This is a genomic window from Streptomyces sp. APSN-46.1, from assembly GCF_022815725.1.
GTDB lineage: Bacteria > Actinomycetota > Actinomycetes > Streptomycetales > Streptomycetaceae > Streptomyces.
The window spans coordinates 198,029-221,892 of sequence record NZ_JALGRF010000003.1; the positions used below are offsets into that span (position 1 = coordinate 198,029).

A 23,864-nucleotide genomic window follows, 5' to 3' on the forward strand; every position below is an offset into this window, starting at 1 on the left:
TGCCGCGGGCCGGACTCCACCCGGCCTCCTGGGGCTCCGCCCCGGACCCTCCCCCAGACTCCGTCCGGGGGTACCCCCACGCCTCAATCGCCGGCGGGGCTGGATTTTGGCCGATGCCGTCCGGAAGGCACAACCTCGGGGCTCCGGGGCAGAACCCGGCAGCGGGCGCCGCACCCGGGGCCCGTTCGGCCCCCGGCGGAGGAGTCTCCCCCAGCTACCTGCCCCAGACTCCGTCCAGGGGGGACCCCCAGGCCGAGCGCTGCGAGGGGCGCCGCAGCGGCGCCGGCGGGTCGACGGACGGAGTCCGGCGCAGCGCGCCGAAGCCCGGGAGGCCCGCCAGGGCCGAGCGGTGCGAGGTGCGTCAGGAAGAGGAGACCAGTTCGACCTGGATCTCGATCTCGACCGGGGCGTCCAGCGGGAGGACCGCCACGCCGACGGCGCTGCGGGCGTGGACGCCCTTGTCGCCGAGGACCGCGCCCAGCAGCTCGCTCGCACCGTTCAGCACGCCGGGCTGGCCGGTGAAGTCGGGCGCCGAGGCGACGAAACCGACGACCTTCACGACACGCTGGATCTTGTCCAGGTCGCCCACGACCGACTTCACGGCGGCCAGCGCGTTCAGCGCGCAGATCGCCGCCAGCTCCTTGGCCTGCTCCGCCGAGACCTCCGCGCCCACCTTGCCGGTGACCGGCATGCTGCCCTTGACCATCGGCAGCTGGCCCGCGGTGAACACGTACGAGCCCGACCGCACGGCCGGCTGGTACGCGGCGAGCGGAGGAACAACCTCCGGCAGCTTCTTGCCGAGTTCGGCCAGCTTCGCCTCTACGGCGCTCATACCTTCTCCCGCTTGAAGTAGGCGACGAGCTGCTCCGGGTTCGGGCCGGGCACGACCTGGACGAGCTCCCAGCCCTGATCGCCCCAGGTGTTCAGGATCTGCTGGGTGGCGTGGATCAGCAGCGGGGCCGTCGCGTATTCGAACTTCTTAGACATGGGAGCGAGGGTAGCCGCCGCGAGCCCGCGCAATGCCACCCGGCACCATCGGTGTCGTGACGAAGGAATTAGGCTCGGGCGCTGTGAGCAGGCTCCAGGTGGTCAGCGGCAAGGGCGGCACCGGCAAGACCACGGTCGCCGCGGCACTCGCGCTCGCCCTCGCGCGCGAGGGCGGGCGGACTCTTCTCGTGGAGGTCGAGGGCAGGCAGGGGATCGCGCAGCTGTTCGGCGCGGAGACGCTCCCGTACGAGGAGCGCAAGATCGCCGTCGCGCCCGGCGGCACGAACGGCTCCGGGGGCGGCTCCGGCGGCGAGGTGTACGCACTCGCCATCGACGCCGAACGGGCGCTCCTCGACTACCTCCAGATGTTCTACAAACTCGGCTCGGCGGGCCGCGCGCTCAAGAAGCTCGGCGCGATCGACTTCGCGACGACCATCGCGCCCGGGCTGCGGGACGTCCTGCTGACGGGCAAGGCCTGCGAGGCGGTCCGGCGCAAGGACAAGGCCGGCAAGTTCGTCTACGACCACGTGATCATGGACGCTCCGCCGACCGGGCGGATCACCCGCTTCCTGAACGTGAACGACGAGGTGGCCGGGCTGGCCCGGTTCGGGCCCATCCACAACCAGGCGCAGGCCGTCATGAAGGTGCTCAAGTCCCCGGAGACGGCCGTCCACCTGGTCACGCTGCTGGAGGAGATGCCCGTACAGGAAACCGCCGACGGGATCGACGAGCTGCGCCGGGCCGGGCTTCCGGTCGGCCAGGTGATCGTCAACATGGTCCGCCCGCACCACCTGGACGAGGGAGCCCTGCGCGCGGCGGCCGGCGAGCGCCGCGCCGACGTCGCCAAGGCGCTCTCCCGGGCGGGGCTCGGCGGCGCCCGGCGCGGGGGGCTGGCGCAGCGGCTGGTGGACCCGCTGATCGCGCAGGCCGCCGAGCACGCGAGCAGGGTGGAGCTGGAGCGCGCGCAGCGCACCGTACTGGAGGGGCTGGACGTGCCGACGTACGAACTCCCGCTGCTCGGCGCGGGGATGGATCTGGCCGGGCTGTACGAGCTGGCGACGGAACTCCGGAAGCAGGCGGGGGACGCATGACGGAGCGGCGGATGACGGCGGGCGACACGGCCGGCGGCGGGTTGGACACTCCGCCCCGGCTGGAGGTCGATGGGCTGCTGGACGACCCGGAGACCCGGATCATCGTGTGCTGCGGCGCGGGCGGGGTCGGCAAGACCACCACCGCCGCGGCCCTGGGCGTACGGGCGGCGGAGCGCGGGCGCAAGGCGGTGGTGCTCACCATCGACCCGGCGCGCAGGCTGGCCCAGTCGATGGGGATCGACTCGCTGGACAACACGCCCCGCAAGGTCACCGGCGTCGGCGTCGGAGAGGGCGACGGGGTCGGCCGGGTCGGCGAGGGCGGCGAACTGCACGCCATGATGCTGGACATGAAACGGACCTTCGACGAGATCGTCGAGGGCCACACGGACGGCGAGCGGGCCGCGGCGATCCTGGCCAACCCCTTCTACCAGTCCCTGTCCGCCGGCTTCGCCGGTACGCAGGAGTACATGGCGATGGAGAAGCTCGGGCAGTTGCGGGCCCGGGACGACTGGGACCTGATCATCGTGGACACCCCGCCGAGCCGGTCCGCGCTGGACTTCCTGGACGCGCCGAAGCGCCTCGGGTCCTTCCTGGACGGGAAGTTCATCAGGGTGCTGATGGCCCCGGCGAAGGTGGGCGGCCGGGCGGGAATGAAGTTCCTCAACGTCGGCATGTCGTTGATGACCGGGACCCTGAGCAAGCTGATGGGCGCCTCGCTGCTGAAGGACGTACAGACCTTCGTGGCCGCGATGGACACCATGTTCGGCGGATTCCGCACGCGCGCGGACGCGACCTTCCGACTGCTCCAGGCCCCCGGTACGGCCTTCCTCGTGGTGGCGGCGCCCGAGCCGGACGCCCTGCGCGAGGCGGCGTACTTCGTCGAGCGGCTGGCCGCGGAGCGGATGCCGCTGGCCGGGCTCGTACTGAACCGCGTACACGGCAGCGATGCCCACCAGCTGTCCGCGGAACGGGCGTTGGCGGCCGCGGAGAATCTTGAGGAACGCGGCATTGTCGATCAGGAGTCCGGGAAAGCTGGACTTCGTGACTCGGCCGCGAAAGCCACGCACGAGTACACGGAGACTCCCGACACGGACGCCGAGACCGACACCGTTGACAGCGACCCCGACACCGACACCGATGCCGACGTGGACGAGATCACGGCAGGACTGCTGCGCCTGCACGCCGAACGGATGCAGGTGATCGCACGCGAACAGCGCACACGCGATCGTTTCACCTCGCTGCACCCCGAGGTGGCGGTGGCCGAGGTGGCCGCCCTGCCCGGCGATGTGCACGACCTCGCCGGGCTGCGGGCCATCGGAGAGCGACTCGCGGCCGGGGTTCCGGCCGGAGCGTAGGCGTTCGTACCCACGCCCCACGCCCCACGAAGCGGGGGCGGGCGTCCGTACGCGGGACGGCGCGGGTGTGGTCTACCCGGCTGCCGCGTACGTCTCGTACGGAACGTCAACCTCCGCATCGACATCCACGGTGAGGATGCCTGTACTGCGCTCGTATTCCGTGCGTGCGGTTTCGAGCAGCCGTCGCCACGAGGTGACGGTGGGACGCCGGCGCAGCAGCGCCCGTCGTTCCCGCTCGGTCATACCACCCCACACGCCGAACTCGACACGATTGTCGAGCGCGTCGGCCAGGCACTCGGTCCGCACCGGACATCCGGTACACACCGCCTTGGCCCTGTTCTGTGCCGCTCCTTGAACGAACAGTTCATCCGGATCGGTAGTGCGGCAGGCTGCCTGCGCACTCCAGTCGGTAACCCAGCCCATCCCGGCGCCGTCCTCTCCCGAATCGAGGCTCCCCCACGGCGGTAGCGGCATATTCACCGCTGCCAGTTGAGGACGTTACGGAAGGCGGGCACAGTGCAACACCCCCGACGGGCCCAATCTTGAATGGTCCGAACGGACTATGGGTAAGCGGCAGATCACCCGACGGAGTGATCGGACGACATGCCCGACCATTCCGGCAATTCGGGTGGAATCGGCGGCGGACCATCAGAGTGAGGGGCGTGATTCGGACATCAGTCCACCCCATTCGGGAAGGGTGAAAATCAAGCCGAAGGGTTGATGTCGCACCACACTGCTGTGACAGTTGGGGTCAGCTTAGGCCAAGGCATTCTCGTGTGTCCGGCGAATGAGAACGTAGGCTGCCCCCTATGGGAAAGAAGCGCTCGGGCGGCGGGCTCACCGGGCCACAGCAGGCCGCCAAGTTCCTCGGGGTGTCCGTCCTCTCCGGAGTTGTCCTCGCCGGCATCGCGATCCCGGGCGCAGGCGCCCTGGGCCTCGCCGCCAAGGGCACCGTCGAAGGATTCGATGAGATCCCGGCCAATCTCAAGACACCTCCACTGAGCCAGCGCACCACGATTCTGGACGCCGAGGGTGGCCTGATCGCCACGGTCTATTCACGAGACCGTCAGGTGGTCCCGCTGACGGCCATCTCCCCGTACATGCAGAAGGCGATCGTCGCGATCGAGGACTCGCGTTTCTACGAGCACGGCGCGGTCGACCTCAAGGGCATCCTGCGCGCGGTCAACCGCAACGCGCAGGAAGGCGGTGCCGCCCAGGGCGCGTCCACGCTCACCCAGCAGTACGTGAAGAACGTCTTCGTCGAGGAGGCCGGCGACGACGAGACGAAGGTGCGCGAGGCACAGGAGAAGAGCCTCGGGCGCAAGATCCGCGAGCTGAAGTACTCGATCCAGGTCGAGGAGGAACTCGGGAAGAAGAAGATCCTCGAGAACTACCTCAACATCACGTACTTCGGCCAGCAGGCGTACGGAATCGAGTCCGCCGCGCAGCGCTACTTCAGCAAGCCGGCCAAGGACCTGACCCTGGACGAGTCGGCGCTGCTCGCCGGCCTCGTACAGTCGCCGAGCCGGTACGACCCGGTGAACGACGCCCAGGAGGCGATGAAGCGCCGGAACATCGTCCTCCAGCGGATGGCCGACGTGAAGGACATCTCGCAGGCGGAGGCGGACGCCGCGAAGGCCCAGCCGGTCCAGCTGAAGGTGACCAGGCCGAAGAACGGCTGCATCACCGCGGTCAAGGGCGCGGGCTTCTTCTGCGACTACGTCCGCAACTCCTTCCTGACCGACGCGGTGTTCGGCAAGACGCGCGAGGAGCGGGCGAAGCTCTGGAACCAGGGCGGTCTGACGATCCGTACGACCCTGGACCCGCAGTCGCAGGAGGCCACCAACGCCTCGATCAAGGACCACGTCTACCAGGAAGACTCGATCGCGACGGCCATGACCATGGTCCAGCCGGGCACCGGCCGGGTGCTGGCGATGGGCCAGTCGAAGCCGTACGGCTTCGGGAAGAACGAGACCCAGATCAACTACTCCGTCGACAAGCGGATGGGCGGCTCCAACTTCGGCTTCCAGGTCGGCTCGACGTTCAAGCCGTTCATCGCGGCCGCCGCCCTGGAGCAGGGCACGCCGGCGACCAAGGTGTACTCGGCGCCGAACAAGATGGAGTACCCGTCCCCGATCGCCCGCTGCGACGGTACGCAGTACCAAAACAGCAAGCGCAAGCCCGAGACGGCGGAGAACGAGACCGAGGACGAGTTCGGCCCCTACGCGCTGAGGACCGCGATGGAGAAGTCGATCAACACCTACTTCGTGCAGATGATCCACGATGTGGGGCTCTGCCCGGTCACCGAGATGACGCAGAAGCTGGGCGTGATCCCGGCGAGCGGCGTGAAGCTGCCCGAGTCGCCGTCCATCGCGCTCGGTTCGGCCGAGTTGTCGCCGCTGACGATGGCCAACGCGTACGCCACGTTCGCCAACCGGGGCGTCTACTGCACCCCGGTGGCCATCGAATCGATCACCGATGGGCACGGCAAGGCGCTGTCGGTGCCGAAGTCCAAGTGCGAGCGGGCGATGTCGGAGACGACGGCCGACACCATCAACACGCTGCTGCGCGGTGTGGTCGACTCCGGTACCGGTGAGCGGGCCGGGCTGACCGACCGCGACAGCGCGGGCAAGACGGGTACGACGGACTCCCGGCACAACGCCTGGTTCGTCGGCTACACCCCGAACCTGTCGGGCGCGGTGTGGGTCGGCTCGGGCGGTGCGAAGAAGATCTCGATGGAGCGCATCACCATCGGCGGGCAGTACTACCCCAAGGTCTTCGGTGGTGGCCTGCCCGGCCCCATCTGGAAGGACGCGGTCACGGACGCCCTGTCCGGGCGGGAGGCGCCGAGCTTCAGCTCGGTGCACATCGCCGAGCCGGCGACGCCGAGCGGGGGCGGCAGGCCCACGAACCCGAGCCCGAACAAGCCCGTCAAGCCCGGGAAGCCGGGCGGTGACGTCAAGCCCGGCGGCCGGCCGGGAGGCGCGACCAACGCCGGGACCACGAGCGGCACCACGGGCGGCGTGACCGGCGGCGCGACCGGCGGAACGGGCGGGAACCCCTTCCCCGGATTCACGGTCGAGCCCGGCCTGATCGGCGGGCGCGACACCCAGTAGGGGACATGAGAAAAGAGGGAAGGGAGGGACCCGGGCCGCGCCCGGGTCCCTCCCTTCCCTCTTTCGCGTACTAGGACAGCAGCTGCTTGACGACGGCGGCGACGCGGCCGCCCTCCGCCAGCCCGGCCACCTTCGGGTTCACGATCTTCATGACGGCGCCCATGGCCCGCGGCCCCTCGGCACCCGCCGCCTTGGCCTCCTCGACCGCCTGCGCCACGATCGCGCGGAGCTCGTCGTCGGTGAGCTGCTTGGGGAGGTACGTGTCGAGGAACTCGCCCTCCGCGGTCTCCCGCGCGGCCTGCTCGGGACGGCCTCCCTGGGCGAAGGCCTCCGCGGCCTCGCGGCGCTTCTTCGCCTCCTTGGCGATCACCTTGAGGACTTCCTCGTCGGAGAGCACGCGTGCCTGCTTGCCCGCGACCTCCTCCTTGGTGATGGCGGCGAGGGTCAGTCGGAGCGTGGACGAGTGCAGCTCGTCACGCGCCTTGATGGCGGTGGTGAGGTCTTCCTGGAGCTTGGCCTTGAGCGTGGTCATGGACCTGAGTCTGCCAGGTACGGGGCGGGTGGCGCCCGCCGGTTTCCCCGGTCTGCGACGATGGGGCCATGCGCGCGCGTTACGGAGTACCCCTGAAGGTCACCGCCGGAATCGCGGCGGTGGGGGCCGCAGGTCTGGCCTATGCCGCCGGTTTCGAGGCGAGGTCGTTCCGCCTGCGCCGGGTGACGGTGCCGGTGCTGCCCCAGGGGATGCGCCCGCTGCGCATACTCCAGGTCTCGGACATCCACATGGTCAGCGGCCAGCGCAAGAAGCGGGCCTGGCTGCAGTCGCTCGCCGGGCTGCGCCCGGACTTCGTCGTGAACACCGGCGACAACCTCTCCGACACGGAGGGCGTGCCCGAGGTGCTCGACGCCCTCGGTCCGCTGATGGAGTTCCCGGGCGCGTACGTGTTCGGGTCGAACGACTATTACGGGCCGCGGCTGCGCAACCCCGGGCGCTACCTCATCGAGAGGGCCCAGGGCCGGCACGGTCTGAACGGCAACAAGCCGGTCGTCGGCGCCGTCCACAACCCGTGGGAGGAGATCCGGGACGCCTTCGACACGGCGGGCTGGCTGAACCTCACCAACACGCGGGCGCGGATGAAGCTGGAAGGGCTGGAGCTGGCCTTCACCGGCCTGGACGACCCGCACATCAAGCGCGACCGGTACGAGAAGGTCGCGGGCGGCCCCGAGGCGGACGCGGACTTCTCGATCGCCGTCGTGCACGCCCCGTACCTGCGCACGCTGGAGTCCTTCACGGCGGACGGCTACCCGCTCATCCTGGCCGGGCACACGCACGGCGGGCAGCTGTGCGTCCCCTTCTACGGGGCGCTCGTCACCAACTGCGACCTGGACACCGACCGGGTGAAGGGCCTCTCGACGCACGAGGCCGCCGGGAACCGCGCGTACCTCCACGTCTCGGCGGGCTGCGGGACCAACCGGTTCACCCCGGTCCGCTTCGCCTGCCCGCCGGAGGCGACCCTTCTGACCCTGACGCCGAAGGCGTAACCCCCGGCGCGGGGGCCTCCGCGAAAACCGGATTTCGTCTCCGGCCGAGGGTCCGCTAAAGTAATCGATGTCGCCAGGACAGCGGAAGCTGCCAGGGCGGCGATCGGGGTGTAGCGCAGCTTGGCAGCGCGCTTCGTTCGGGACGAAGAGGTCGTGGGTTCAAATCCCGCCACCCCGACGCTGTAGTACGAGGTCAGGGCCGGTTTCCTTCAATGGAAACCGGCCCTGCTTCGTTGTGCGTGACTAACTGCGTGACTACGACTTCGGGTCGATCTTGAAGATGCCGTCCATCGCGGTCGCCCCGGTCTGGATCACCGGCCGGATCTGCTTCCGGTAGACCTCCTCCGTGACCGCCGTTCCGGAGTGTCCGACGAGTCGCGAGATCTCTTCGAGCGGGACCCCGCTGTCGGAGAGCAGCGAGACGAAGCTGTGCCGCAGCTCCCTCGGCGTCCACTCCTTCGCGTCGACACCCTCGGCGCCGGCGATGGCCTGCCGGAAGGCTCGCCGGACGTTGGTGGAGTCCAGCTCCGTGCCGACCGCCGAGGAGAAGACGAGTCCGTTCTCCATCCAGTCATCTCCAGCCGCGAGCCGGTCCCAGCCCTGGTCCTCGTACTGCTGCCACAGCGCTTCGATGCAGCGGGCGGGGAGGGCGATCGTGCGCCGGGACTTCTTCGTCTTGGTGTCCCCGCCCGTCCGGACCGACCGCCACACCGCGATGTGCGGCGGCACGGGCGGGCTCGCACTCGGGTCACCCTTCAGGAAGACGTGGTCCCAGGTGAGGGCCCGCAGCTCTTCCGTCCGGGCACCGGTGAGCAGGGCCAACACGATGTACGCGTGCACGGACGTACCGGCGGCGGCCTTGAGTACAGCCTCGGCCTGGGCGAGGGTGAGCGCCTTCGACGGCCGGCCGGACTGCCCTGTGGGGATGGCGCACAGCTCCACGATGTTCCGCTTCACCTTGTCCCGGACCATGGCCCGCTTAACCGCACGGTTCAGGCAGGAGTGGACAGCCTGGAGCGTCCGGGTGCTGAGCAACTGGGCCTTCTGCGTGAGCCACCTGTCCACGTCCTCACCGCTCAGCTCCCGAAGCTTGCGGGCCCCGAGGGCGGGGATGACGTGGTTGCGGCTGAGCGAGGTGCAGGTGTCCAGGGTGCCCTTGTCCTGCCCGGCCAGCCCGTACATGAGCCAGTCGTTCACGGCGTGCTCCACCGTGTAGTTGGTGGGAGCGACGGCAAGGCCGTCCTCGTGGTCCCGGAGTACCTCCTTCAGCTTGGCTTTGGCCTCGGTCTTGGTCCTGCCGCTTCCGCGCTTTACGAGGCGCTTCCCGCTCGGGTCGTAACCGAGGTGAGCAGTGGCGATCCATCGCTGCCGCCTCTCGTCCCAGTGCAGACCGCCGTCTCCCCTGCTGCGGCGCTTGGTCACTTACCGGCTCCTGCCTCGCGCTCCAGCAGCGCGACGTACTCGTTGATGGCGGACACGGGGATGAGGCGGGCACGGCCCTCGTTGACGGCACGGAGACGACCCGCGCGGATCAGGTCATAGATGACGGTGCGGCTCAGGCTCAGCACGCGCATGGCCTCCGGCACTTTCAGGAGGACCGGGGTGGCGGTCGCGCTGCGCTCGGGGACGGCGAGGGTCACGGGGTCCTCCTGAGGTCGTGCGTCGGACTGCCGGACAGCCCGGACAGGTCCGATCCGGGCTGTCCGGGCCGTTCGGGCTGGTCAGAGGAGGTAACCGGACAGTCGGACAGCTGGGACACCTCAGGGGTGGTCTGTGTCCGGGTGGCGGTGTCCGGGTAGTAGCTACCGCCGGCGTCCTTGGTGAGCTGGCCGTCAGCGGCCATGCGGGAGCAGGTGCGGCGGACGGTGTCCGCGTCGAGGTGTGGCAGGGCTTCCGCGATGTCCTTGGGGCGGACGCCGGGGTTGGCGCGGACGTGGCGGAGGATGACGGCTCGGGTATCGCCGACGAGGTGATCGGAGGCCGGGCCATCCAAGAGATGCCAGGCACCGGAAGCAGCCTGGAACTGGAGGGCGTACTCGGCTTCGTCCACGTCTCGGCCGGTGACGTGCAGGATGCCGTCAGCCTGTCCGCGGGCCCGCTTGAGGACCAGGGTGGCGTCTGCTGCTCCGGCGATGCCATTGGTGCCGGAGACCTCGGTGAGGAAGTCCTCAGAGCCTGCCTTGCGGACGTGGTGGACCAGGACGACGGCGATGCCGTAGTGGTCTGCGATCCGCTTGGCGTAGCCAACGGCGTGGTAGTCCGCGTCGTACGCGGAGATCCCCTGTGGGGCCTGGCCGCGCATCTTGGCGAACACGTCGATGACGACCATGCGGGCATCGGGGTTGCGGTCGAGCCATTGGGCGATGGCCGCGTCTCCTCCCTGGGGGAAGGGCGGGCACTCGGTGACCAGCGTCAGCCCCGCGGGTGCGGGCTGGCCCCCGAGGAGCTTGCCCATGCGGGACTGAAGGCGGCGCGGGGTGTCCTCCAGAGCGAGATAGAGCACGGGGCCGCCGAGGACAGGCACGGAGTCGAAGGCCTGCCCACCGGCCGCGACGGAGAGGGCGAGGCCGAGGGAGAGCCAGGACTTGCCAACCTTGGGCGGTCCGGCAAGAAGGCTGACACCTTCGGCGAGGATCCCGGGCACGGCCCACTTCGGCTCGGGGAACTCTGTGGCCATGAGCTGGTCGGCGGTCCACGCCGTCCGGGGGCGTTCCCGCTTGGGCGGTGCGGTGGTCTCGGGCTGCGGATCGCTGGGGACTGAGTACAGGTGCAGGGGCGGGATCGGGTTGCCGGTCATGACGCGACCGTCCGGGGCCGGCGGGCGCCGGCGCGGAGGCCGGAGACGATCGTGGCGCGCGCCTCCCGGTCGCCCTGGCCCACCTTGTGTGCCGCGTCAGTGAGCCACGCGGTCACGTCGGCTTCGGTGAGTTCGCCTCCGGCGACGAGCTGGCCGAGCGCGACGGACGCGACGTACAGGGCGTTGTTGTGCTCGTGGTCCGCGGACTCAGCCACGCGCTTGAGTTCGCCATTGATTGCGGCCTGGAGCCACCGGGCGTGCCGGTCCCCGCCGAGCACGACCTTGACGGGGGCCTGCGGCGGCAGCGGGGCCGGGAGGAGCAGGCCGAGGAGCCATGCGGGGAGCGGCTGGGGCGCGACGGGGATGACAGTGTCGTACGGGGCCGCCTTGCCGGTGATGGTGCTGCCCGCACCGACGACATAGCCGCCGTTGGCGCGGGTGTCGATCTTCCATCCGAGCTTGCCCGCCGTGTTCCGTAGCTCGATGTCGGCGGGGGCGGTGAAGTAGAGGTGATGGCCGCCGCTGGTGGTGGTCACTGTGTGGGTGTCCGGGGCGAGTTCGGCACGGCCGGTGTGCTGGTGACAGAGGGCGAGGAAGACGTCTCGGCCGTGTCGGATGCCGGGGTGGGCCCAGTCGGCTGGCGGAAGGTCGTCCGGCGTCTTGGCGGTGTCGAGGTCAACGACGACCAGCTTGGACGGGCCGGTGGCGATGCCGATGTTGTAGGGAGCATGGGCCCAGCAGCGGGCGATCCGCGTGGCGTCGGTCGTGGCGCGCTCGGTCCAGTTCCGGATGGCGGGCCGCTTGTCGCCAGGGATGAGGGGGAAGACGTGCCAGCCGCGTGCGGCGGCGGCCTGTGCGGCCACGGGCAGACTTCGGGGGTCGAGTTGGTGCATTCTGGTGGTCTCCTGTTTCTGTCGAAGGGACGGAGAACCGGGGCGGTCGCGGTCTTTGGTGAGAGGCGACCGCCCCGGGCACAGCTACTGGTGCCGGACCCAGAGGGCGTACTCCTGGCGGACGTAGCCGCGGGGCTGGCGAACGCTGTCCAGGTGGTCCGGGGTGTAGGGGTCGTCGGCGTAGCCGCTGAGGCCGAGTCCGGCGGCATGGTCGATATCCATCAGGCGCCGGGCGGCTTCGACGGCGAGGGTGGCGGCGTCACCGCTGACGGGGTCGTCGTCGGTGAGGGCGATGCGGTCCAGGAGTGCGGCCTTGCGGAGCCAGAACTCGCGTACCTGGATGCCGTGCAGACAGTCCCGCACTCCGCGGGCGGTCCACCCGATCTCGCTGATGATGCTCGGCGCGGTGGCGTAGGCGGTCTCGGGCGCCGGCCAGTGGCTCACCGGCTGCTCGGCGGTGATGTAGAGGCGGACACGGTCCCCGTCGCGGGTGGGCTGCTGGCGTACCGAGCCGGTCGTGAACGTGGCGGACAGGGCTTTGGTGATCTCGTCGGCTTCCGTCGGGGCGCAGATGACACGGATCTCGAACATGCGGGTTCCTCTCAAGCAGCGGGGAGTTCGAGGGTCTGGATGTCGGGGACGGGCAGGCTCACCACGTTCGTGGCCTTGTTCGGGGTCGAGGGTCCGTCGTTGTGGAAGCGCCAGGTCCCGATGTCCCGCTGCTGCTTGTCCTTGTCAGGCAGGGTGTGGCGGCGGGACTCGGCGGGGTGGGTGTGGTTCCACTCCTCGGCGCACACCTTGTGGACCGGCTCACCGGCGTGGGAGCGGAGCGGGGTGGGCCTGCCGCACAGCACGCAGGGCAGGTCGCGCGTTCGGTCGTAGTGGCTGGCGTCGCCCCAGTCGAGGTACTGGTACGCGGCCATGCCAGCTACCGGTGGTGGATGCTGCCGCGGGCCCGGCCGAACAGGCCGGTTGAGGTGATGTGCTGCGTGATGTGCGTCGTGGCCGGCGCCCGGCGGGTGCGGGCCAGGAGCAGGGCGGCGCCGCCAGCGGCGATGAGGGCGACGGCGGCCCAGAGGGCTTCGGTCAGGGCAATCAGTCCCGGGGCGGCGTAGGCCAAGCCGATCGAGGCGGCCGCGATGCCTCCGCCGACGGTCGGGGCGAGCAGGGCCGTGGTCTTGGCCCACACCGGGATCCGCTGGACCGGGACCGGCTCCAGGGGGGCGGTCGGGGTGTAGGCGAGGGTGCGGGCGCCGCTGGCGAGGATGACGTACTGGATGCCGGGCGGTATCTCGGCGGGCAGCATCCGCGGTTCGGGGACGGTCGGCGGGTAGAGGATCGCGTCCCCGTATCGGAGCGGGTCCGGGGTGGTCGGGTGGAGCGGTTCGTAGGTCATGGCGGACTCCGGGGAAGACCAACAGGGCCCGTGCCGGGGTGGCTTGGGGCCTGTCAGGGCGGGGTGTCTGGGGTGTCTGGGGTGTCAGACTGGGTGTCTGGTGGGGTGTCAGACGCGTCAGACACCCGTCTGACACCCCTCGCGCGCACGTATGACCTGTGGATTGGGGCTGTTCGCCTGTCAGGGGTGTCAGACGCGTCTGACGCGTCAGGCCGCTACCTGGTACGGCATGATCCGGTAGCGGCCGACCTCGTTGGTCTCGGCGAGACGGCCCGCGAGAACGAACTGGGCGACCTGTCCGGAGACCCAGGAACGGCCCCGTCCGTAGCGGTCGCAGTACTCCATGAAGTCCGCCGGGCCGACTACGTCGCGGCCCTCGTCCTCGAAGTCCGCGAGGACTTCCTCCATCGCTGCTCGGGCTTCGGCGGTGCTGATCTTCGGACGAGGTCCGTCGGCGGGCGGCCGGGCCGCGAACTGCACGACCTCCTCGATCTCCGGGAGTTCCTGCTCCGCGTCGATGAACTCCCCCTCCTCGTAGTCGTCCTCCTCGTCGGTCCCGTTCGACGGGCGCCTGTCGTAGTCGCCCTCGCCGGGGTAGTAGCCGTCCGCGTCGTAGTCCTCATCGGGGCCGTGGGCGGCGGGCATGGTGGTCTCCGGCTGGTCGGTGGTGCCGGGCATCGGGTAGTGGGTGCGGGCGGTGAACGCCCGGTCGGCGGCGCGGGCGGCCGCGCCGGCGGTGACCGGGTCGATCTGGGCGCGGATGTCGGCGAAGGTGACGACGACCCAGTTCAGGTAGTCGACGCTGCACAGGTAGTCGCGCAGCGGGGTCGGCCAGTTGTCGTCGGGGACGCCGTTGGCCACCAGGTAGGAGTAGCCGGGCTTCTTGTCCTTCCACACGTGTGGGGCGGCGCCCGCGTCGAGGACTTCGTCGTCGAGGGCGAAGCGGGCGTCCTGCTCGGTGCGGACGCCGTGGCACCAGGAGGAGCCGAGGGAGGCGCGGGTGTCGGTGGAGACCTGGTTCCCGGAGGCGCGCTGCATGGACAGGACGATGGAGACTCCGGAGGAGCGGGCTTCCTGTGCGAGGCCGGTGAAGACGTCGTCGTCGATCTCGCGGATCGTCTTGGCGGCCTCTTCGAACCACGCGAGCAGGTAGGGCATACCTGGGGCGCCGTCGGCTTGGGTCTCGGCGCAGGCCGGGACCCACTGCTTGTAGCCGTACTTCGCCATCCACGCCGTGCGGGCCGGGATGACCGCCTTGAGGGCTTCGATCATGGCCTTGGTGGAGGGCATGTCGAGGGCGGCCCAGTCGATCGCCGGGAGGAGCGGGCCGAGGGTCTGCTCCTTCTTGGCCGGGTCGGACGCCCACACGATGACGTCCTTGCGGGTGAGGACTTCGGCGAGGGCGGTCAGGCCGCCCTCGGACTTGCCTGACCCGGTCATGCCCATGAGCAGGAGCATCATCGCGTTGCGGGCAGCGTCCGGGTCCCCGGGGAACCACATGGTGACCGGGGTGCCGTCCTCGTAGATCCCCACGACCACGGGGAAGCTGATCGACTCCCCCGGCGCGCTGGGACCGGGGCAGGGGACGGTGTTCTTGAGCAGGTCGAGCGGGACCACGGTGAGCATGACCCGAGACGCCGAGTCCGGATTCTCCTGGATCCGGATCGCGTTCTTCGGGACGTCCAACGCCCCTGCGATGCGGGTGATGTTCTTGCTGACGTCGTCCGGGGTCAGCTCGCCGCGCGGGAGCTGCAAGTCGAAGGACGCCTTGTTCGGGCCGACCTCCGACCGGATGACCTGCGTTTTCGCCAGGCCGACCTTTTCCAGGAACCCGCCATCCGCCGAGCCGGTGGGGCCGTCGACGTTCCTGCGGAGGATCTGGCGGATGTTCCACGACAGGGCGAGCGCGGGAGCACCGATGAAGTACAGCTCCCCGAGCGGCCCCGCAGTGGGTCCGGCGATTGCGGCGGCGGTGAACCAGGTCGAGGCTGCGGCCACCGTGACCGCGCTGTGGAGTCGGCGCTGCTGGGTGGTGGAGCGGCCCGCCCACCAGGTCAGGCCGGTGAGGGCGACGGAGGCGAGGGTGAGGCCGGCGGTCACGCCGGGCTCGCCGGACCAGAAGTAGTGGGCGGGCAGGGAGGCCAGCCCAGTCCCGGCCCCGGCCAACCACGGCGGCAGGTGGGGCTTGGCTCGGTGGAGCAGGTACTCGCCGACCCCGCCGCCCTCGCCGTGGGCGTCGTGCCGCTGCTCGTCGGTCTGTGCTGTGCTGTGCATGCTGACCTCCCTACGGTCGGATCCGGGTTAGCCGTTGAAGTCGAAGCGGCGGCCCTGGCGCGGGCGGGCGTGCGGGGCGAGCTGCGGGTCGAACTCCCGCTGGAACGCCGCGTAGGTCGCGGCGAGGTTCTTCGCGGTGCCGAGCGCGTCCTCAGCAGCCTTCTTCATCCGCCGCGACACCCGCCGCGCCCGCGCCCGGGAGCCGAACGGGCGCCCCTCGGGGTCGGGGATCTCCTTGAGGACCGCGTTGAGCATCTCGGCGGCGTTGGCCAGTTCGAAGGACATTTGCAGGAACAGGCTGCGGCCGGACTCGCAGTAGTTGCGGATGTCCACGTTCGAGAAGAACTCCGGGTCACCCAGCGGGGAGTGCATCCGGGAGCCCGCGCCCCGACCGCGCCCGCCGCCCTGCTGGCTGAAGCCGCCCTGCTGCGGGCCACCGGCGCCGCCCCGGGGGCCGGAGTCGTTGATGTGGAAGTGGTACTCACGCGACCGGTTCGAAGTCCGCGACCGGGACGTGCCGCCCTGACCGGGCCCAGCGGGGCCCGGCTGCTGCCACCCGCCGCTGCCCTGCTGCTGCTGCCAGCCACCATGCTGGGCGGACTGCTGGTCGTTCGGGGCGCGGCGGGGACGGGGCGTTCCGGTGTTGTTGTTCGGCATCCAGTCGGACATCAGAGGGTCCCCTCGGGAGCGGTGGCGGTGGTGGACGGGGTGGAGGTGGAGCGGCGGCGGCCGATCAGCCACATGACCTGGGCGGCGAGCGTGGTGAGCGTCCACAGGCCCATCAGCGCGGGGCTCGCGGGCCCCGACCACAGGGCCAGGCAGAACCAGGCCAGAGCGGCCAAGGCCAGGACGGTCAGGGCGGTGCGCCACGCGGACGCCATGCCGGTCTTGGTCCTGCTGGTCTTGGCCTTCCAGCCCAGGAACGCCAGGGGGGCGAGTCCGGCCGGGGCGGCGATGAACGCGGCCCACGGCGCGAAGAGGTGCACGACCCCGGTGAGGGCCAGCAGCAGAGCGCCGATGCCGGTGGGGGCCCAGGCGCGGCGGTGGCGCCACAGCCACCGGCCGGTCGCGGCGGTCGCGCGGGCTGTCAGGGTCGGCTCCTCGGAGACGACCACGATCACCTGCGGCGCCTGCCTGCCCCGCTGACGCGGGATACGGACAGTGCGCGGTGCGGCCGACGGTGCGGCCGTCGTACGTATACGGCGAGACACGGGCGAACTCCTTCAGCAGTAGGGAGGGTTCAGACGGCGCACTGTTCATCGGGGTACGCGCAGGGCACGCACATGCCGAGCGAGGCCGGAATCACGTACCCCGCATCGCGCTGGCAGACGGGACAGGTCCGGCGGGCCGTGTTCGCCTTGGCGAGCGCGGCGGCCTTGGCCGCGGTCATGGGTCGGACGGGCAGCGCCAGCTCGATCCGGTAGAGGAAGGCGATCAGCGGGCCACGCCGGTAGCGTGGCCGCTCCAGCTGGGCAACGACGTCCTGCCCGCCAGGACGAAGGCCGACGGCACGAAGCTGCCGACGGGTGGCCAGTCCCTCCGGGGCTAGTCGCCACGGATAGACGGGCAGGGTGCCCATCAGCCGGTTCCGGCCGGGACAGCTGTCAGGTGGGGGCGGTCGGCATCGTCGCGGGCCGCGAGGATCTGCTTGCGGCCCCAGGACTCGCTCATGCCGTATGCCTCGCCGAGCGCGCGGGCGGACAGGGGGCGTGTGGCCTGTACGGACTCGCCGTACGTACGCCGTGCGTCCTGCCGCATCCGCTCCAGCTCGGCCTCCTCGTACGCGGCCTGGCGTGCCTCCTCCTCATCCGTGGACGGGGACTGTGCGGGGACGGCGTGCGGGGTGTGCGAACCGTCCGCCCGCTCACCATCCACACGGGCGGTGAGCTGCGGCTGATCCTCCAGAACGGAGAGGACGGGAACGGCGGGAGCAGGGGTGTGCGAGCGGTCGAACTCGACCGCATCCCGGGTGTGCGGGTGCTGTGCGGGGTGCCCCGCACGCTCGCCGTACGGCACCGCGTCGTGGTCGTCCGGGCGGTGGTGGAGCACCTTGGCCACCAGGTCCGAACCGAAGTAGATGGACCCGACCGGCAGGGATGTGGCCAGCAGTACGAGGGCCCAGTTCGCCGGGTCCCAGTCGGCCAGCCTGCTCCAGTCCACCGACTTCGAGTGCAGTGCCGGAACCAGCCCGTGCACGTAGTTCAGGACCAGCGAGGCGATCGTGTACCCAGCCAGTACCCGCAGGGCGAACTTGCGGGCATCGTCGGTGAGGACGAGCGTGGCGACCAGGGCCAGAGCCATCAGCCCGTCCACGACGAACGGGTACAGCGTCGCGGCCGTAGTGTCGGCGCCGATGGAGCGTGCCACATCTCGCAGCGCGTTCCACGACACCCTGAACGCCATCCCGACGACGCCGACCAAAGCGGCGACCAACAGGGTCTTTGCGGTGCGGTTCATGCTGCCGCCTCCGTTCCGTTCGCCGTTCCGCGGCGGCCGGCGCGGCGACCGTTGACCGTGGCGTGTTCCGGGGTGAGGTTCAGGGCGTTCATCCAGGGGGCGCCGCCGCGCTTGGCCCGGTACATCTGCTCATCCGCCAGCCGCAGCAGCGCCGACACGTCGGCGGTGTCCGTGGCCGGGTTGTAGGCAACTGCGCCGATGGAAGCGCCCACCGTGAGCGCGTGGCCGTCGGCGTGGACGGGTTCTTCGAGCGAGCGGGTCAGCTCGGTCAGCGTCCAGAGCAGGTCCTCGCGGCTGAACACGGGGGCCACAGCGGCGAACTCGTCCCCGCCGAGGCGGACGACCGTGCCCGCATTCTCGGCGGCCCAGCGGCTCAGCCGCTGCCCCGTGGTCCGGAGTACGGCGTCCCCGGCGGCGTGGCCGTGGGTGTCGTTGACCTCCTTGAACCGGTCGAGGTCGATGACGTAGACCGCGCTCCACCCCCGGGCCAGCATCCGCGCGGCCCGGTCGGCGAACGCGTCGCGGGTCAGCAGGCCGGTCAGCGGATCGTGGCGGGCGGCCTCGATCCGGCGCCGCAGGCGCACGCTGTGCAGGGACCAACCGGCCGCGAGCGGAAGCGCTGCGGATAAGGCGGTGAGGGTGTGACTCATGCCGCGGCCCCCTTGCCACCCGAGCGCGCCGGGCGACGGCCGGTGGGCCGCCTCATCAGCGGAACGACGTTGAACAACTCCGGCGCGTTCGCCTCGATCACCTGCGCGGCGACCCGACTCACCTCGTCGGGCAGGTCCGGGTTCTCGGCGAGGATGTCTCGGGCCGCGTCCAGGCGGGCCGCGCGCTCCTCCTCGCTCTCGCCCTCCACCCCGAGCCACAGCTCAACGGGGGTTCCCAGGGCCAGTTCGATGAACTCATTGACGCTGACGGCCTCTTGGCCGCCGATGTACGTACGCATCGTCGTTCTCCTGAAGTCGAAGGGATACCGAGGCGGTCGCGGTCTTTGGTGAGAGGCGACCAGCCCCGGGGTGAAGCCCGAACATCGCGGCTCCCCTCCACCCCGCCGGTACAGCGCCAAGGCGCCGGACGGGCGGAGGAGGCAACCGGCCACAGCGCTGTGAGCACTGCGGAGGGTGAGAGAGCCGTGCGAGCGGTACCGGGCGGAAAGCCCGGGGGCGCCTCGCACGGCGATTGAGCGGTGACGCGCAGGGCGTGCTGGCTGTACCGGTCCAGTACGGTCAGCGCCCACAGATGTCGAAGAAACACGGCAGCCTCCAAGCGGGAGGGGCGAGGCTTCACCGGCGCACCGTTGCCACGGCGCTCCGGTCCCGAGCCTGAGAATCGGGTGCGTCATCGTCACTGCTCTGACGCCAGCAGGGCGGCACGTACCGGGTGGCACCCCCGAGGAGGGGCGTTCTCAGAGCCGGTACGCGGAAGAAGTGGCCGCCGGCGACAACCTGTCGCCATGGGGACGGGGATCACGCCCCGTCTCGTCTCACTTGGCACGCTGTTCAGTTCTCAACAGACAGACGCTTCCTTCAGACCCCTTTCGAGGGCCCTCCGGGCGCAGACATACGGTGCAGCCGCATCATCGATGCGATACACGCTTGAACATGTACCTCACATTGGCGCGCTCGGTCCGGGCTGTCAAGTCCTTCGCGATTTCGGGTGCCTCTGTGGCGTGACATCAGATTGCCGCCCAGGGGTGGGACGAAGTCACCACGTCCCTGGACGACTTGGGACGTCCTCGCTACGGTTCGATGGGGCGAGTACGTCCCTGGACGTCCCTGGGGGTGAGGATGGCTAACGAGCGGCTGCGGTCCGCCATGCTGTCGAACGGCGTGACGGTTGAGGCCATGGCAGCGCACGTCGGGGTGGATCCGAAGACCGTCGAACGATGGATCACGCAGGGGCGTGCGCCGTATCGCCGACACCGCCTCACCATCTCGGCCCATCTGCGCGAGGACGAGGCGTACCTGTGGCCCGACGGACTACCTGACGGGCAGCGGAAGGACGCCGCTGATGCCGAGGTTCTGAAGGTGTACCCACACCGCTCTTACGTGCCAGCGGATCTCTGGCTACAGCTCTTCGGCAGGGCCGAGCGAGAGATCGGCATCCTGGTGCATGCCGGCGTCTTCCTCGCAGAGAACCCGCGATGGACGCAGCTGCTCAGACTGAAGGCGTCCTCCGGCGTCCGTGCCCGCATCCTCCTCGGCGACCCGGAGAGCCCGGAGATCCAGCGCCGCGGCGAAGAGGAAGAGATCGGTGAAGGCGTCGCGTACAAGGTGCGCGAAGTGATGAAGCTCTACCGTCCGCTCTACTCGGTGCCCGGCATCGAATTCCGCCTGCACCGGTCGACGCTTCACAACTCGCTGTACCGGTCAGACGACGAGTGGCTGATCAATACCCAGGTCTACGGAGTCAGCGCCCCCATGGCACCGGTCCTGCACCTCAGGAAAGTGACAGGCGCCGAGCTGGTTTCGACATATCAGCAGAGCTTCGAGAAGGTCTGGAGCGAAGCTGTCTCCATCGAAGGGCAAGCATGAGCCGCACCGACTACTTCAATGACCCCTCCGCACCTTCGGCCAACAGCATCGTGCCGGCGGTGACCGCGTTCGTCCTCAACGACGCCGACGAAGTCCTCATGGAGCGACGCTCGGACAACGGGCGCTGGGGCATGCCCGGCGGGGTCCAGGAGATCGGGGAGAACATCGCCGGGACGGTCGTACGGGAGGTCTTGGAAGAGACGGGGATCTCTGTTGAGGTCGTCGGCCTGGTCGGTATCTTCACCGACCCCGGGCACGTCATCGCGTTCTCGGATGGCGAGGTCCGCCAGGAGTTCTCCCTCTGCTTCAGGGCCCGACCTCTGAGCGGCGAAATCAAGGTCAGCTCGGAATCGTTCGAAGTCCGGTGGGTTCCTCGCGCCGAGGTCGACTCACTCGACATGTCGCCTACCACCAGACTCCGTCTCGAAGAGGGGTTCCGCGGTTCACCCCTTCCACGGATCAGCTGACACTCTCCTGCGCAGCCTCGGCGCTGCGCTGCCGTACGCGGTCAACGCGGGCCAGCAGCTCAGGGCGGGCAGCCGAAACCGCGCGGTAGACGACGTGCTCGGGCCCGTACCTCTCCAGCACCTCCACCAGCCGCGCGGCAGGGTCAACGAGGTGTCCTGTCGGGCTGCTGGTCAGGTCGCAGTAGGTGATCGCGTCCACCAGACGTTGTTCTGCGGGCCCGAACTCGGCGAGGGCCGCGGACAGGCCCAGCTCCGCGGCCTCCCATGGGGATGAGGTGTGAAAGGCCACGATGCTGCACAGACGAGGGTCGGCTCCGGCTACATCGCGGAGGTAACGGGCACCATCGATCATGTGCTGTCCCGTGTCCACGGCTTCCCTGGCATAGCCGACGTCGTGCGCGATGGCTGACGCTGCCAGCAGTTCCGCATCCGCCCCCAGCCCTGGCGCCAAGGCCAGGGCCTGGGAGTACACCCGTAGCGAGTGGGCCCACCGCTGCGGGTGACTTTCGGCAAGCAGTGACTCTGCAAGGTCGTGCGCCCACTTGGCCAGCTTCACAGTCCAGTCCCTCCGAGGCTGTCGCGATTCAGTGGGTCGAGCTGACGAACCGCCCGACCCCGTGCTGTGCTCTGACGTACCCAGCGGTTTCCAGTTCACGTACAGCGCGGCGCACAGTACCCCTGGCCACGCCGTAGGTCTGTGCCAGCTCGGCCTCACTGGGGAGCCGCGCGCCGGCAGGAAGAACGCCCTCGCGGATGCGCTTCTGGAGGTCCTTCATGATCTGCTCGTACGGTGCCAGCCGAGCGACCGCCGCGACCTGTCGCCCGACCCCCGCGACGGTCGCAATATCCCCAGACTCCTCCAGGGCGCGCAGGGCCCGCCGGACCGTCGTGCGCGCCACGCCAAACTCGCGCCCAATCTCAGCTTCCGATGGCAGACCTTCGGTGTAAGCGCCCTCAGCGATCCTCGTACGCAGAGTCTCCGAGATCACGAGATAGGTCCCGCGGGGACTGGGTTCGGACACTCGTTGCTCCTTCGACAGCCGGACACACACGATTCCTCAAGCTTCGCATGTGCTCCAGGTCGAGAAAGGCGGGTGTCCAAGCTGTCCGGCTGTCCGGTTAGGCGCTGACCTGCGCACTCGCCCCGGACAGTCCAAAGCGCGACTGTCCGGGGTCTCAAGGCGTACGGACGGGCTGAAACACCCGGGGGGGGCAGCGCCGTCAGCGAAACCCACCTCATAGGGCGCCTGCCCAAGAGGTTGAACCTTCGATTGTCACGGTTTGGACATTGCCGCACCCGCGCGCACATGTCCCCATACGGTGACCAGATTCGCACCCGTCCCTGTGGGGGTTTCCATGTCTCAGCAGTTCCCGCCGCCCGGCCAGCCGCAGCCCGGGTATGGCTACCCGCCCCCGCCACAGCCGAAGAAGTCCAACGCGGGGAAGATCGTCGGCTTCTCGTGTCTGGGCATCGTGGGATTCGTCGTGCTCCTCGGCATCATCGGGGCGGTCCTCGGCGGTGAGAGCGGCGACAAGACGGCGAAGGAGTCCACGCCGCCGGCTGTTGCAACGTCCGCGCCGGCGAAGGCCCCCGAGTCCAAGCCGTCCTCTGCCGCGCCAGAGAAGAAGGCTGCGGTCGACGTTGTTGCGAAGAAGGCGGAGTTCAAGAAGAGCATCATCGCGCAGGGCGACGACTACACGAGCGTGTCCGTCACGATCACGAACAACAGCAGTAAGCCGATCAACGTGAACCCGCTCTACTTTGCGATCACCGACACGAACGGCACCAAGCACGCGGCTGAACTCGGGGCCGACGAGAACCAGATCGACACGGTGGAGCTGGCCCCAGGCGAAAACGTGACCGGTGCGATCACCGGCAAGGGTGCGTTCACTGCGAAGACGGTGACGTACACAGACGGTTTGATCGGCAAGGCGGTTCGCGCCAACGTGTCCTGACCCGCAGGTTGATGCCCCACCTCCCACGTCTGGGGGGATGGGGCGTTTTGCTACTCAGGCCGCGATGATCCCGCACTCAGTCCGCAGTCCCCGCAGCCAGTGCAGCGGGCGCACGGGGTGGCACCGGCTCCGCCGTCATGTGTCCCAGCTGTCCGACTGTCCGGATCGCCTCCTGACCTGCGCTCTCTCACCGGACAGCCAGCTAACTCTGTCCGGGGTGTCCGGTCACAGACGGCTGCAACACCGGGGGATGTTCCAGCCCTCGTCTGATGGCCTCAAGAGGTTGGAGTAGGAGGCGCCCTCCCCGGGGAAGCTCTGCCTCTATCAAGCTCTGGGAGGGGCAGCGTGAGGATTGAACCTGAGGACATCAGGCACGAAGAGGAGATCGTGTGGACCGAGAACGTCGACTCGTTCGACTATGTCCGCGAGACCCTGGTGGACGGCGCGGGCACTCGGCGCCGGCCTGTCTCTTGGCGTGGGCAGGTGGGACGCCGAGTCGGCTATGCCGTCCTGAAGAAGGACGCGCCCAGCAACCGCGACGCACCTGGCATGTTCTCGCGCCGTCTCTTCTGGGTGAAGGAACACGATCGGTCTGAGCAGCCGGACGGCGTCTACAGCTCTGGCGCACCTACCGAGGCCGTCGACCCTCGAACGGTAGCCCCCGGCGTTCCTGGCGAGCTGACGGAGCGGGCTTGGGGTGGAAAGCTCTCTTGAGCCCCCAGGAGCAGTGATGCCTGGCTCGCAGGCATCTTCGGCTGAGTGTCTAACTGCGTGACAACCGAGGGGCACGAGCGCGGACGTCCACGGACGATCACGGACCTCCGTCGCAGGTCAGCACCGTAGAATGGGCAGATCGCCCGTCGACCCGGATTGCTTCGGGACGAAGAGGTCGTGGGTTCAAATCCCGCCACCCCGACTTCGTAAGACCAGGTAGAGGGCCTGATCCACTCAGTGGATCAGGCCCTTCCTGCGTCTCCGCCGAGCCCGAGGTCTGTGCCC

28 protein-coding genes and 1 tRNA gene are annotated in these 23,864 nt (G+C 69.4%); 9 read left to right on the top strand and 20 right to left on the bottom strand.

Annotation, left to right across the window (positions count from 1 at the left end; genetic code table 11):
• Positions 1 to 361: 361 nt before the first annotated feature.
• Both MTF65_RS13230 and MTF65_RS13235 read right to left on the bottom strand, forming a co-directional pair.
• A complete protein-coding gene (locus MTF65_RS13230; protein ID WP_243628851.1) occupies positions 362 to 832 on the bottom strand; it encodes a RidA family protein in 471 nt (156 codons plus the stop codon).
• Positions 829 to 987 carry a DUF4177 domain-containing protein gene (locus MTF65_RS13235; protein ID WP_243628852.1) on the bottom strand — a complete coding sequence of 53 codons (159 nt, stop codon included), beginning with the start codon at positions 985 to 987 and terminating at the stop codon, positions 829 to 831. Before MTF65_RS13235 ends, MTF65_RS13230 begins: the two co-directional genes overlap by 4 nt.
• A gap of 83 nt (positions 988 to 1,070) precedes the next feature.
• Between MTF65_RS13235 and MTF65_RS13240 the strand changes: the two genes are divergently transcribed.
• Positions 1,071 to 2,078 carry an ArsA-related P-loop ATPase gene (locus tag MTF65_RS13240; RefSeq protein ID WP_243629065.1) on the top strand — a complete coding sequence of 336 codons (1,008 nt, stop codon included), beginning with the start codon at positions 1,071 to 1,073 and terminating at the stop codon, positions 2,076 to 2,078.
• A gap of 11 nt (positions 2,079 to 2,089) precedes the next feature.
• Positions 2,090 to 3,433, top strand: a complete 1,344-nt coding sequence (locus MTF65_RS13245; RefSeq protein WP_243629066.1) for an ArsA-related P-loop ATPase — start codon at positions 2,090 to 2,092, stop codon at positions 3,431 to 3,433.
• Positions 3,434 to 3,505: 72 nt separating this feature from the next.
• On the opposite strand, the gene MTF65_RS13250 is transcribed toward MTF65_RS13245, so the two are convergent.
• Positions 3,506 to 3,856, bottom strand: a complete 351-nt coding sequence (locus MTF65_RS13250) for a WhiB family transcriptional regulator (protein WP_214934658.1) — start codon at positions 3,854 to 3,856, stop codon at positions 3,506 to 3,508.
• A 386-nt stretch (positions 3,857 to 4,242) separates the two neighbouring features.
• Here MTF65_RS13250 and MTF65_RS13255 point away from each other — a divergent pair, with 386 nt between their 5' ends.
• On the top strand, positions 4,243 to 6,549 hold the full coding sequence (locus tag MTF65_RS13255) for a transglycosylase domain-containing protein (protein ID WP_243628853.1): 2,307 nt from the start codon (positions 4,243 to 4,245) through the stop codon (positions 6,547 to 6,549).
• Between the two features lie 70 nt (positions 6,550 to 6,619).
• Here MTF65_RS13255 and MTF65_RS13260 read toward each other — a convergent pair whose 3' ends face one another.
• The gene (locus MTF65_RS13260; RefSeq protein ID WP_243628854.1) at positions 6,620 to 7,081 is read right to left on the bottom strand and encodes a GatB/YqeY domain-containing protein; all 462 of its coding nucleotides are present in this window, start codon (positions 7,079 to 7,081) and stop codon (positions 6,620 to 6,622) included.
• Positions 7,082 to 7,149: 68 nt separating this feature from the next.
• Between MTF65_RS13260 and MTF65_RS13265 the strand changes: the two genes are divergently transcribed.
• Together MTF65_RS13265 and MTF65_RS13270 are read left to right on the top strand one after the other, a co-directional pair.
• Positions 7,150 to 8,088, top strand: coding sequence for a metallophosphoesterase (locus tag MTF65_RS13265; RefSeq protein ID WP_243628855.1), 939 nt, complete (start codon positions 7,150 to 7,152; stop codon positions 8,086 to 8,088).
• A 104-nt stretch (positions 8,089 to 8,192) separates the two neighbouring features.
• A tRNA-Pro gene (locus MTF65_RS13270) sits at positions 8,193 to 8,266 on the top strand.
• A 77-nt stretch (positions 8,267 to 8,343) separates the two neighbouring features.
• Here the strand turns inward: MTF65_RS13270 and xerC are convergent.
• The 14 genes from xerC to MTF65_RS13340 form a co-directional block, all read right to left on the bottom strand.
• Complete coding sequence (gene xerC / locus MTF65_RS13275; RefSeq protein ID WP_243628856.1) at positions 8,344 to 9,510, bottom strand: tyrosine recombinase XerC; 1,167 nt, start codon at positions 9,508 to 9,510, stop codon at positions 8,344 to 8,346.
• Entirely contained in the window at positions 9,507 to 9,728 is a 222-nt protein-coding gene (locus MTF65_RS13280; protein WP_243628857.1) for a helix-turn-helix domain-containing protein, read from the bottom strand. The genes xerC and MTF65_RS13280 overlap by 4 nt, the downstream gene beginning before the upstream one ends.
• Complete coding sequence (locus MTF65_RS13285) at positions 9,725 to 10,885, bottom strand: AAA family ATPase (RefSeq protein WP_243628858.1); 1,161 nt, start codon at positions 10,883 to 10,885, stop codon at positions 9,725 to 9,727. Before MTF65_RS13285 ends, MTF65_RS13280 begins: the two co-directional genes overlap by 4 nt.
• Entirely contained in the window at positions 10,882 to 11,778 is an 897-nt protein-coding gene (locus tag MTF65_RS13290) for a bifunctional DNA primase/polymerase (protein ID WP_243628859.1), read from the bottom strand. Before MTF65_RS13290 ends, MTF65_RS13285 begins: the two co-directional genes overlap by 4 nt.
• A gap of 84 nt (positions 11,779 to 11,862) precedes the next feature.
• A complete protein-coding gene (locus MTF65_RS13295; RefSeq protein ID WP_243628860.1) occupies positions 11,863 to 12,369 on the bottom strand; it encodes a hypothetical protein in 507 nt (168 codons plus the stop codon).
• Positions 12,370 to 12,380: 11 nt separating this feature from the next.
• Positions 12,381 to 12,701: a hypothetical protein gene (locus MTF65_RS13300; protein WP_243628861.1), complete on the bottom strand. Its 321-nt coding sequence runs from the start codon at positions 12,699 to 12,701 to the stop codon at positions 12,381 to 12,383.
• 5 nt (positions 12,702 to 12,706) lie between these two features.
• The gene (locus MTF65_RS13305) at positions 12,707 to 13,174 is read right to left on the bottom strand and encodes a hypothetical protein (RefSeq protein ID WP_374207224.1); all 468 of its coding nucleotides are present in this window, start codon (positions 13,172 to 13,174) and stop codon (positions 12,707 to 12,709) included.
• 207 nt (positions 13,175 to 13,381) lie between these two features.
• Positions 13,382 to 15,448, bottom strand: coding sequence for a plasmid transfer protein TraB (traB, locus tag MTF65_RS13310; protein ID WP_243628862.1), 2,067 nt, complete (start codon positions 15,446 to 15,448; stop codon positions 13,382 to 13,384).
• Positions 15,449 to 15,475: 27 nt separating this feature from the next.
• Positions 15,476 to 16,117, bottom strand: a complete 642-nt coding sequence (gene traA, locus MTF65_RS13315) for a plasmid transfer protein TraA (protein ID WP_243628863.1) — start codon at positions 16,115 to 16,117, stop codon at positions 15,476 to 15,478.
• On the bottom strand, positions 16,117 to 16,659 hold the full coding sequence (locus MTF65_RS13320) for a hypothetical protein (protein ID WP_243628864.1): 543 nt from the start codon (positions 16,657 to 16,659) through the stop codon (positions 16,117 to 16,119). Before MTF65_RS13320 ends, traA begins: the two co-directional genes overlap by 1 nt.
• A 29-nt stretch (positions 16,660 to 16,688) precedes the next feature.
• Positions 16,689 to 17,027 carry an RRQRL motif-containing zinc-binding protein gene (locus tag MTF65_RS13325; RefSeq protein WP_243628865.1) on the bottom strand — a complete coding sequence of 113 codons (339 nt, stop codon included), beginning with the start codon at positions 17,025 to 17,027 and terminating at the stop codon, positions 16,689 to 16,691.
• Positions 17,027 to 17,905 carry a DUF2637 domain-containing protein gene (locus tag MTF65_RS13330; protein WP_243628866.1) on the bottom strand — a complete coding sequence of 293 codons (879 nt, stop codon included), beginning with the start codon at positions 17,903 to 17,905 and terminating at the stop codon, positions 17,027 to 17,029. Before MTF65_RS13330 ends, MTF65_RS13325 begins: the two co-directional genes overlap by 1 nt.
• Positions 17,902 to 18,555 carry a GGDEF domain-containing protein gene (locus MTF65_RS13335; protein ID WP_243628867.1) on the bottom strand — a complete coding sequence of 218 codons (654 nt, stop codon included), beginning with the start codon at positions 18,553 to 18,555 and terminating at the stop codon, positions 17,902 to 17,904. The genes MTF65_RS13330 and MTF65_RS13335 overlap by 4 nt, the downstream gene beginning before the upstream one ends.
• Positions 18,552 to 18,854 carry a hypothetical protein gene (locus MTF65_RS13340; RefSeq protein WP_243628868.1) on the bottom strand — a complete coding sequence of 101 codons (303 nt, stop codon included), beginning with the start codon at positions 18,852 to 18,854 and terminating at the stop codon, positions 18,552 to 18,554. Before MTF65_RS13340 ends, MTF65_RS13335 begins: the two co-directional genes overlap by 4 nt.
• An 841-nt stretch (positions 18,855 to 19,695) precedes the next feature.
• On the opposite strand from MTF65_RS13340, the gene MTF65_RS13345 reads away from it, so the two are divergent.
• Positions 19,696 to 20,442 carry an XRE family transcriptional regulator gene (locus MTF65_RS13345; RefSeq protein ID WP_243628869.1) on the top strand — a complete coding sequence of 249 codons (747 nt, stop codon included), beginning with the start codon at positions 19,696 to 19,698 and terminating at the stop codon, positions 20,440 to 20,442.
• Positions 20,439 to 20,909 carry an NUDIX domain-containing protein gene (locus tag MTF65_RS13350; RefSeq protein ID WP_243628870.1) on the top strand — a complete coding sequence of 157 codons (471 nt, stop codon included), beginning with the start codon at positions 20,439 to 20,441 and terminating at the stop codon, positions 20,907 to 20,909. The genes MTF65_RS13345 and MTF65_RS13350 overlap by 4 nt, the downstream gene beginning before the upstream one ends.
• Here MTF65_RS13350 and MTF65_RS13355 read toward each other — a convergent pair.
• Positions 20,902 to 21,465 carry an HD domain-containing protein gene (locus tag MTF65_RS13355; RefSeq protein ID WP_243628871.1) on the bottom strand — a complete coding sequence of 188 codons (564 nt, stop codon included), beginning with the start codon at positions 21,463 to 21,465 and terminating at the stop codon, positions 20,902 to 20,904. The two genes, MTF65_RS13350 and MTF65_RS13355, sit on opposite strands and share 8 nt — an antisense overlap.
• Before the next feature lie 28 nt (positions 21,466 to 21,493).
• Positions 21,494 to 21,931, bottom strand: coding sequence for a GntR family transcriptional regulator (locus MTF65_RS13360; RefSeq protein ID WP_243628872.1), 438 nt, complete (start codon positions 21,929 to 21,931; stop codon positions 21,494 to 21,496).
• Positions 21,932 to 22,265: 334 nt separating this feature from the next.
• Here MTF65_RS13360 and MTF65_RS13365 point away from each other — a divergent pair, with 334 nt between their 5' ends.
• The gene (locus tag MTF65_RS13365; RefSeq protein WP_243628873.1) at positions 22,266 to 22,865 is read left to right on the top strand and encodes a DUF4352 domain-containing protein; all 600 of its coding nucleotides are present in this window, start codon (positions 22,266 to 22,268) and stop codon (positions 22,863 to 22,865) included.
• A gap of 345 nt (positions 22,866 to 23,210) precedes the next feature.
• A complete protein-coding gene (locus MTF65_RS13370) occupies positions 23,211 to 23,579 on the top strand; it encodes a DUF6009 family protein (RefSeq protein WP_243628874.1) in 369 nt (122 codons plus the stop codon).
• The last annotated feature ends 285 nt before the right edge of the window (positions 23,580 to 23,864 follow it).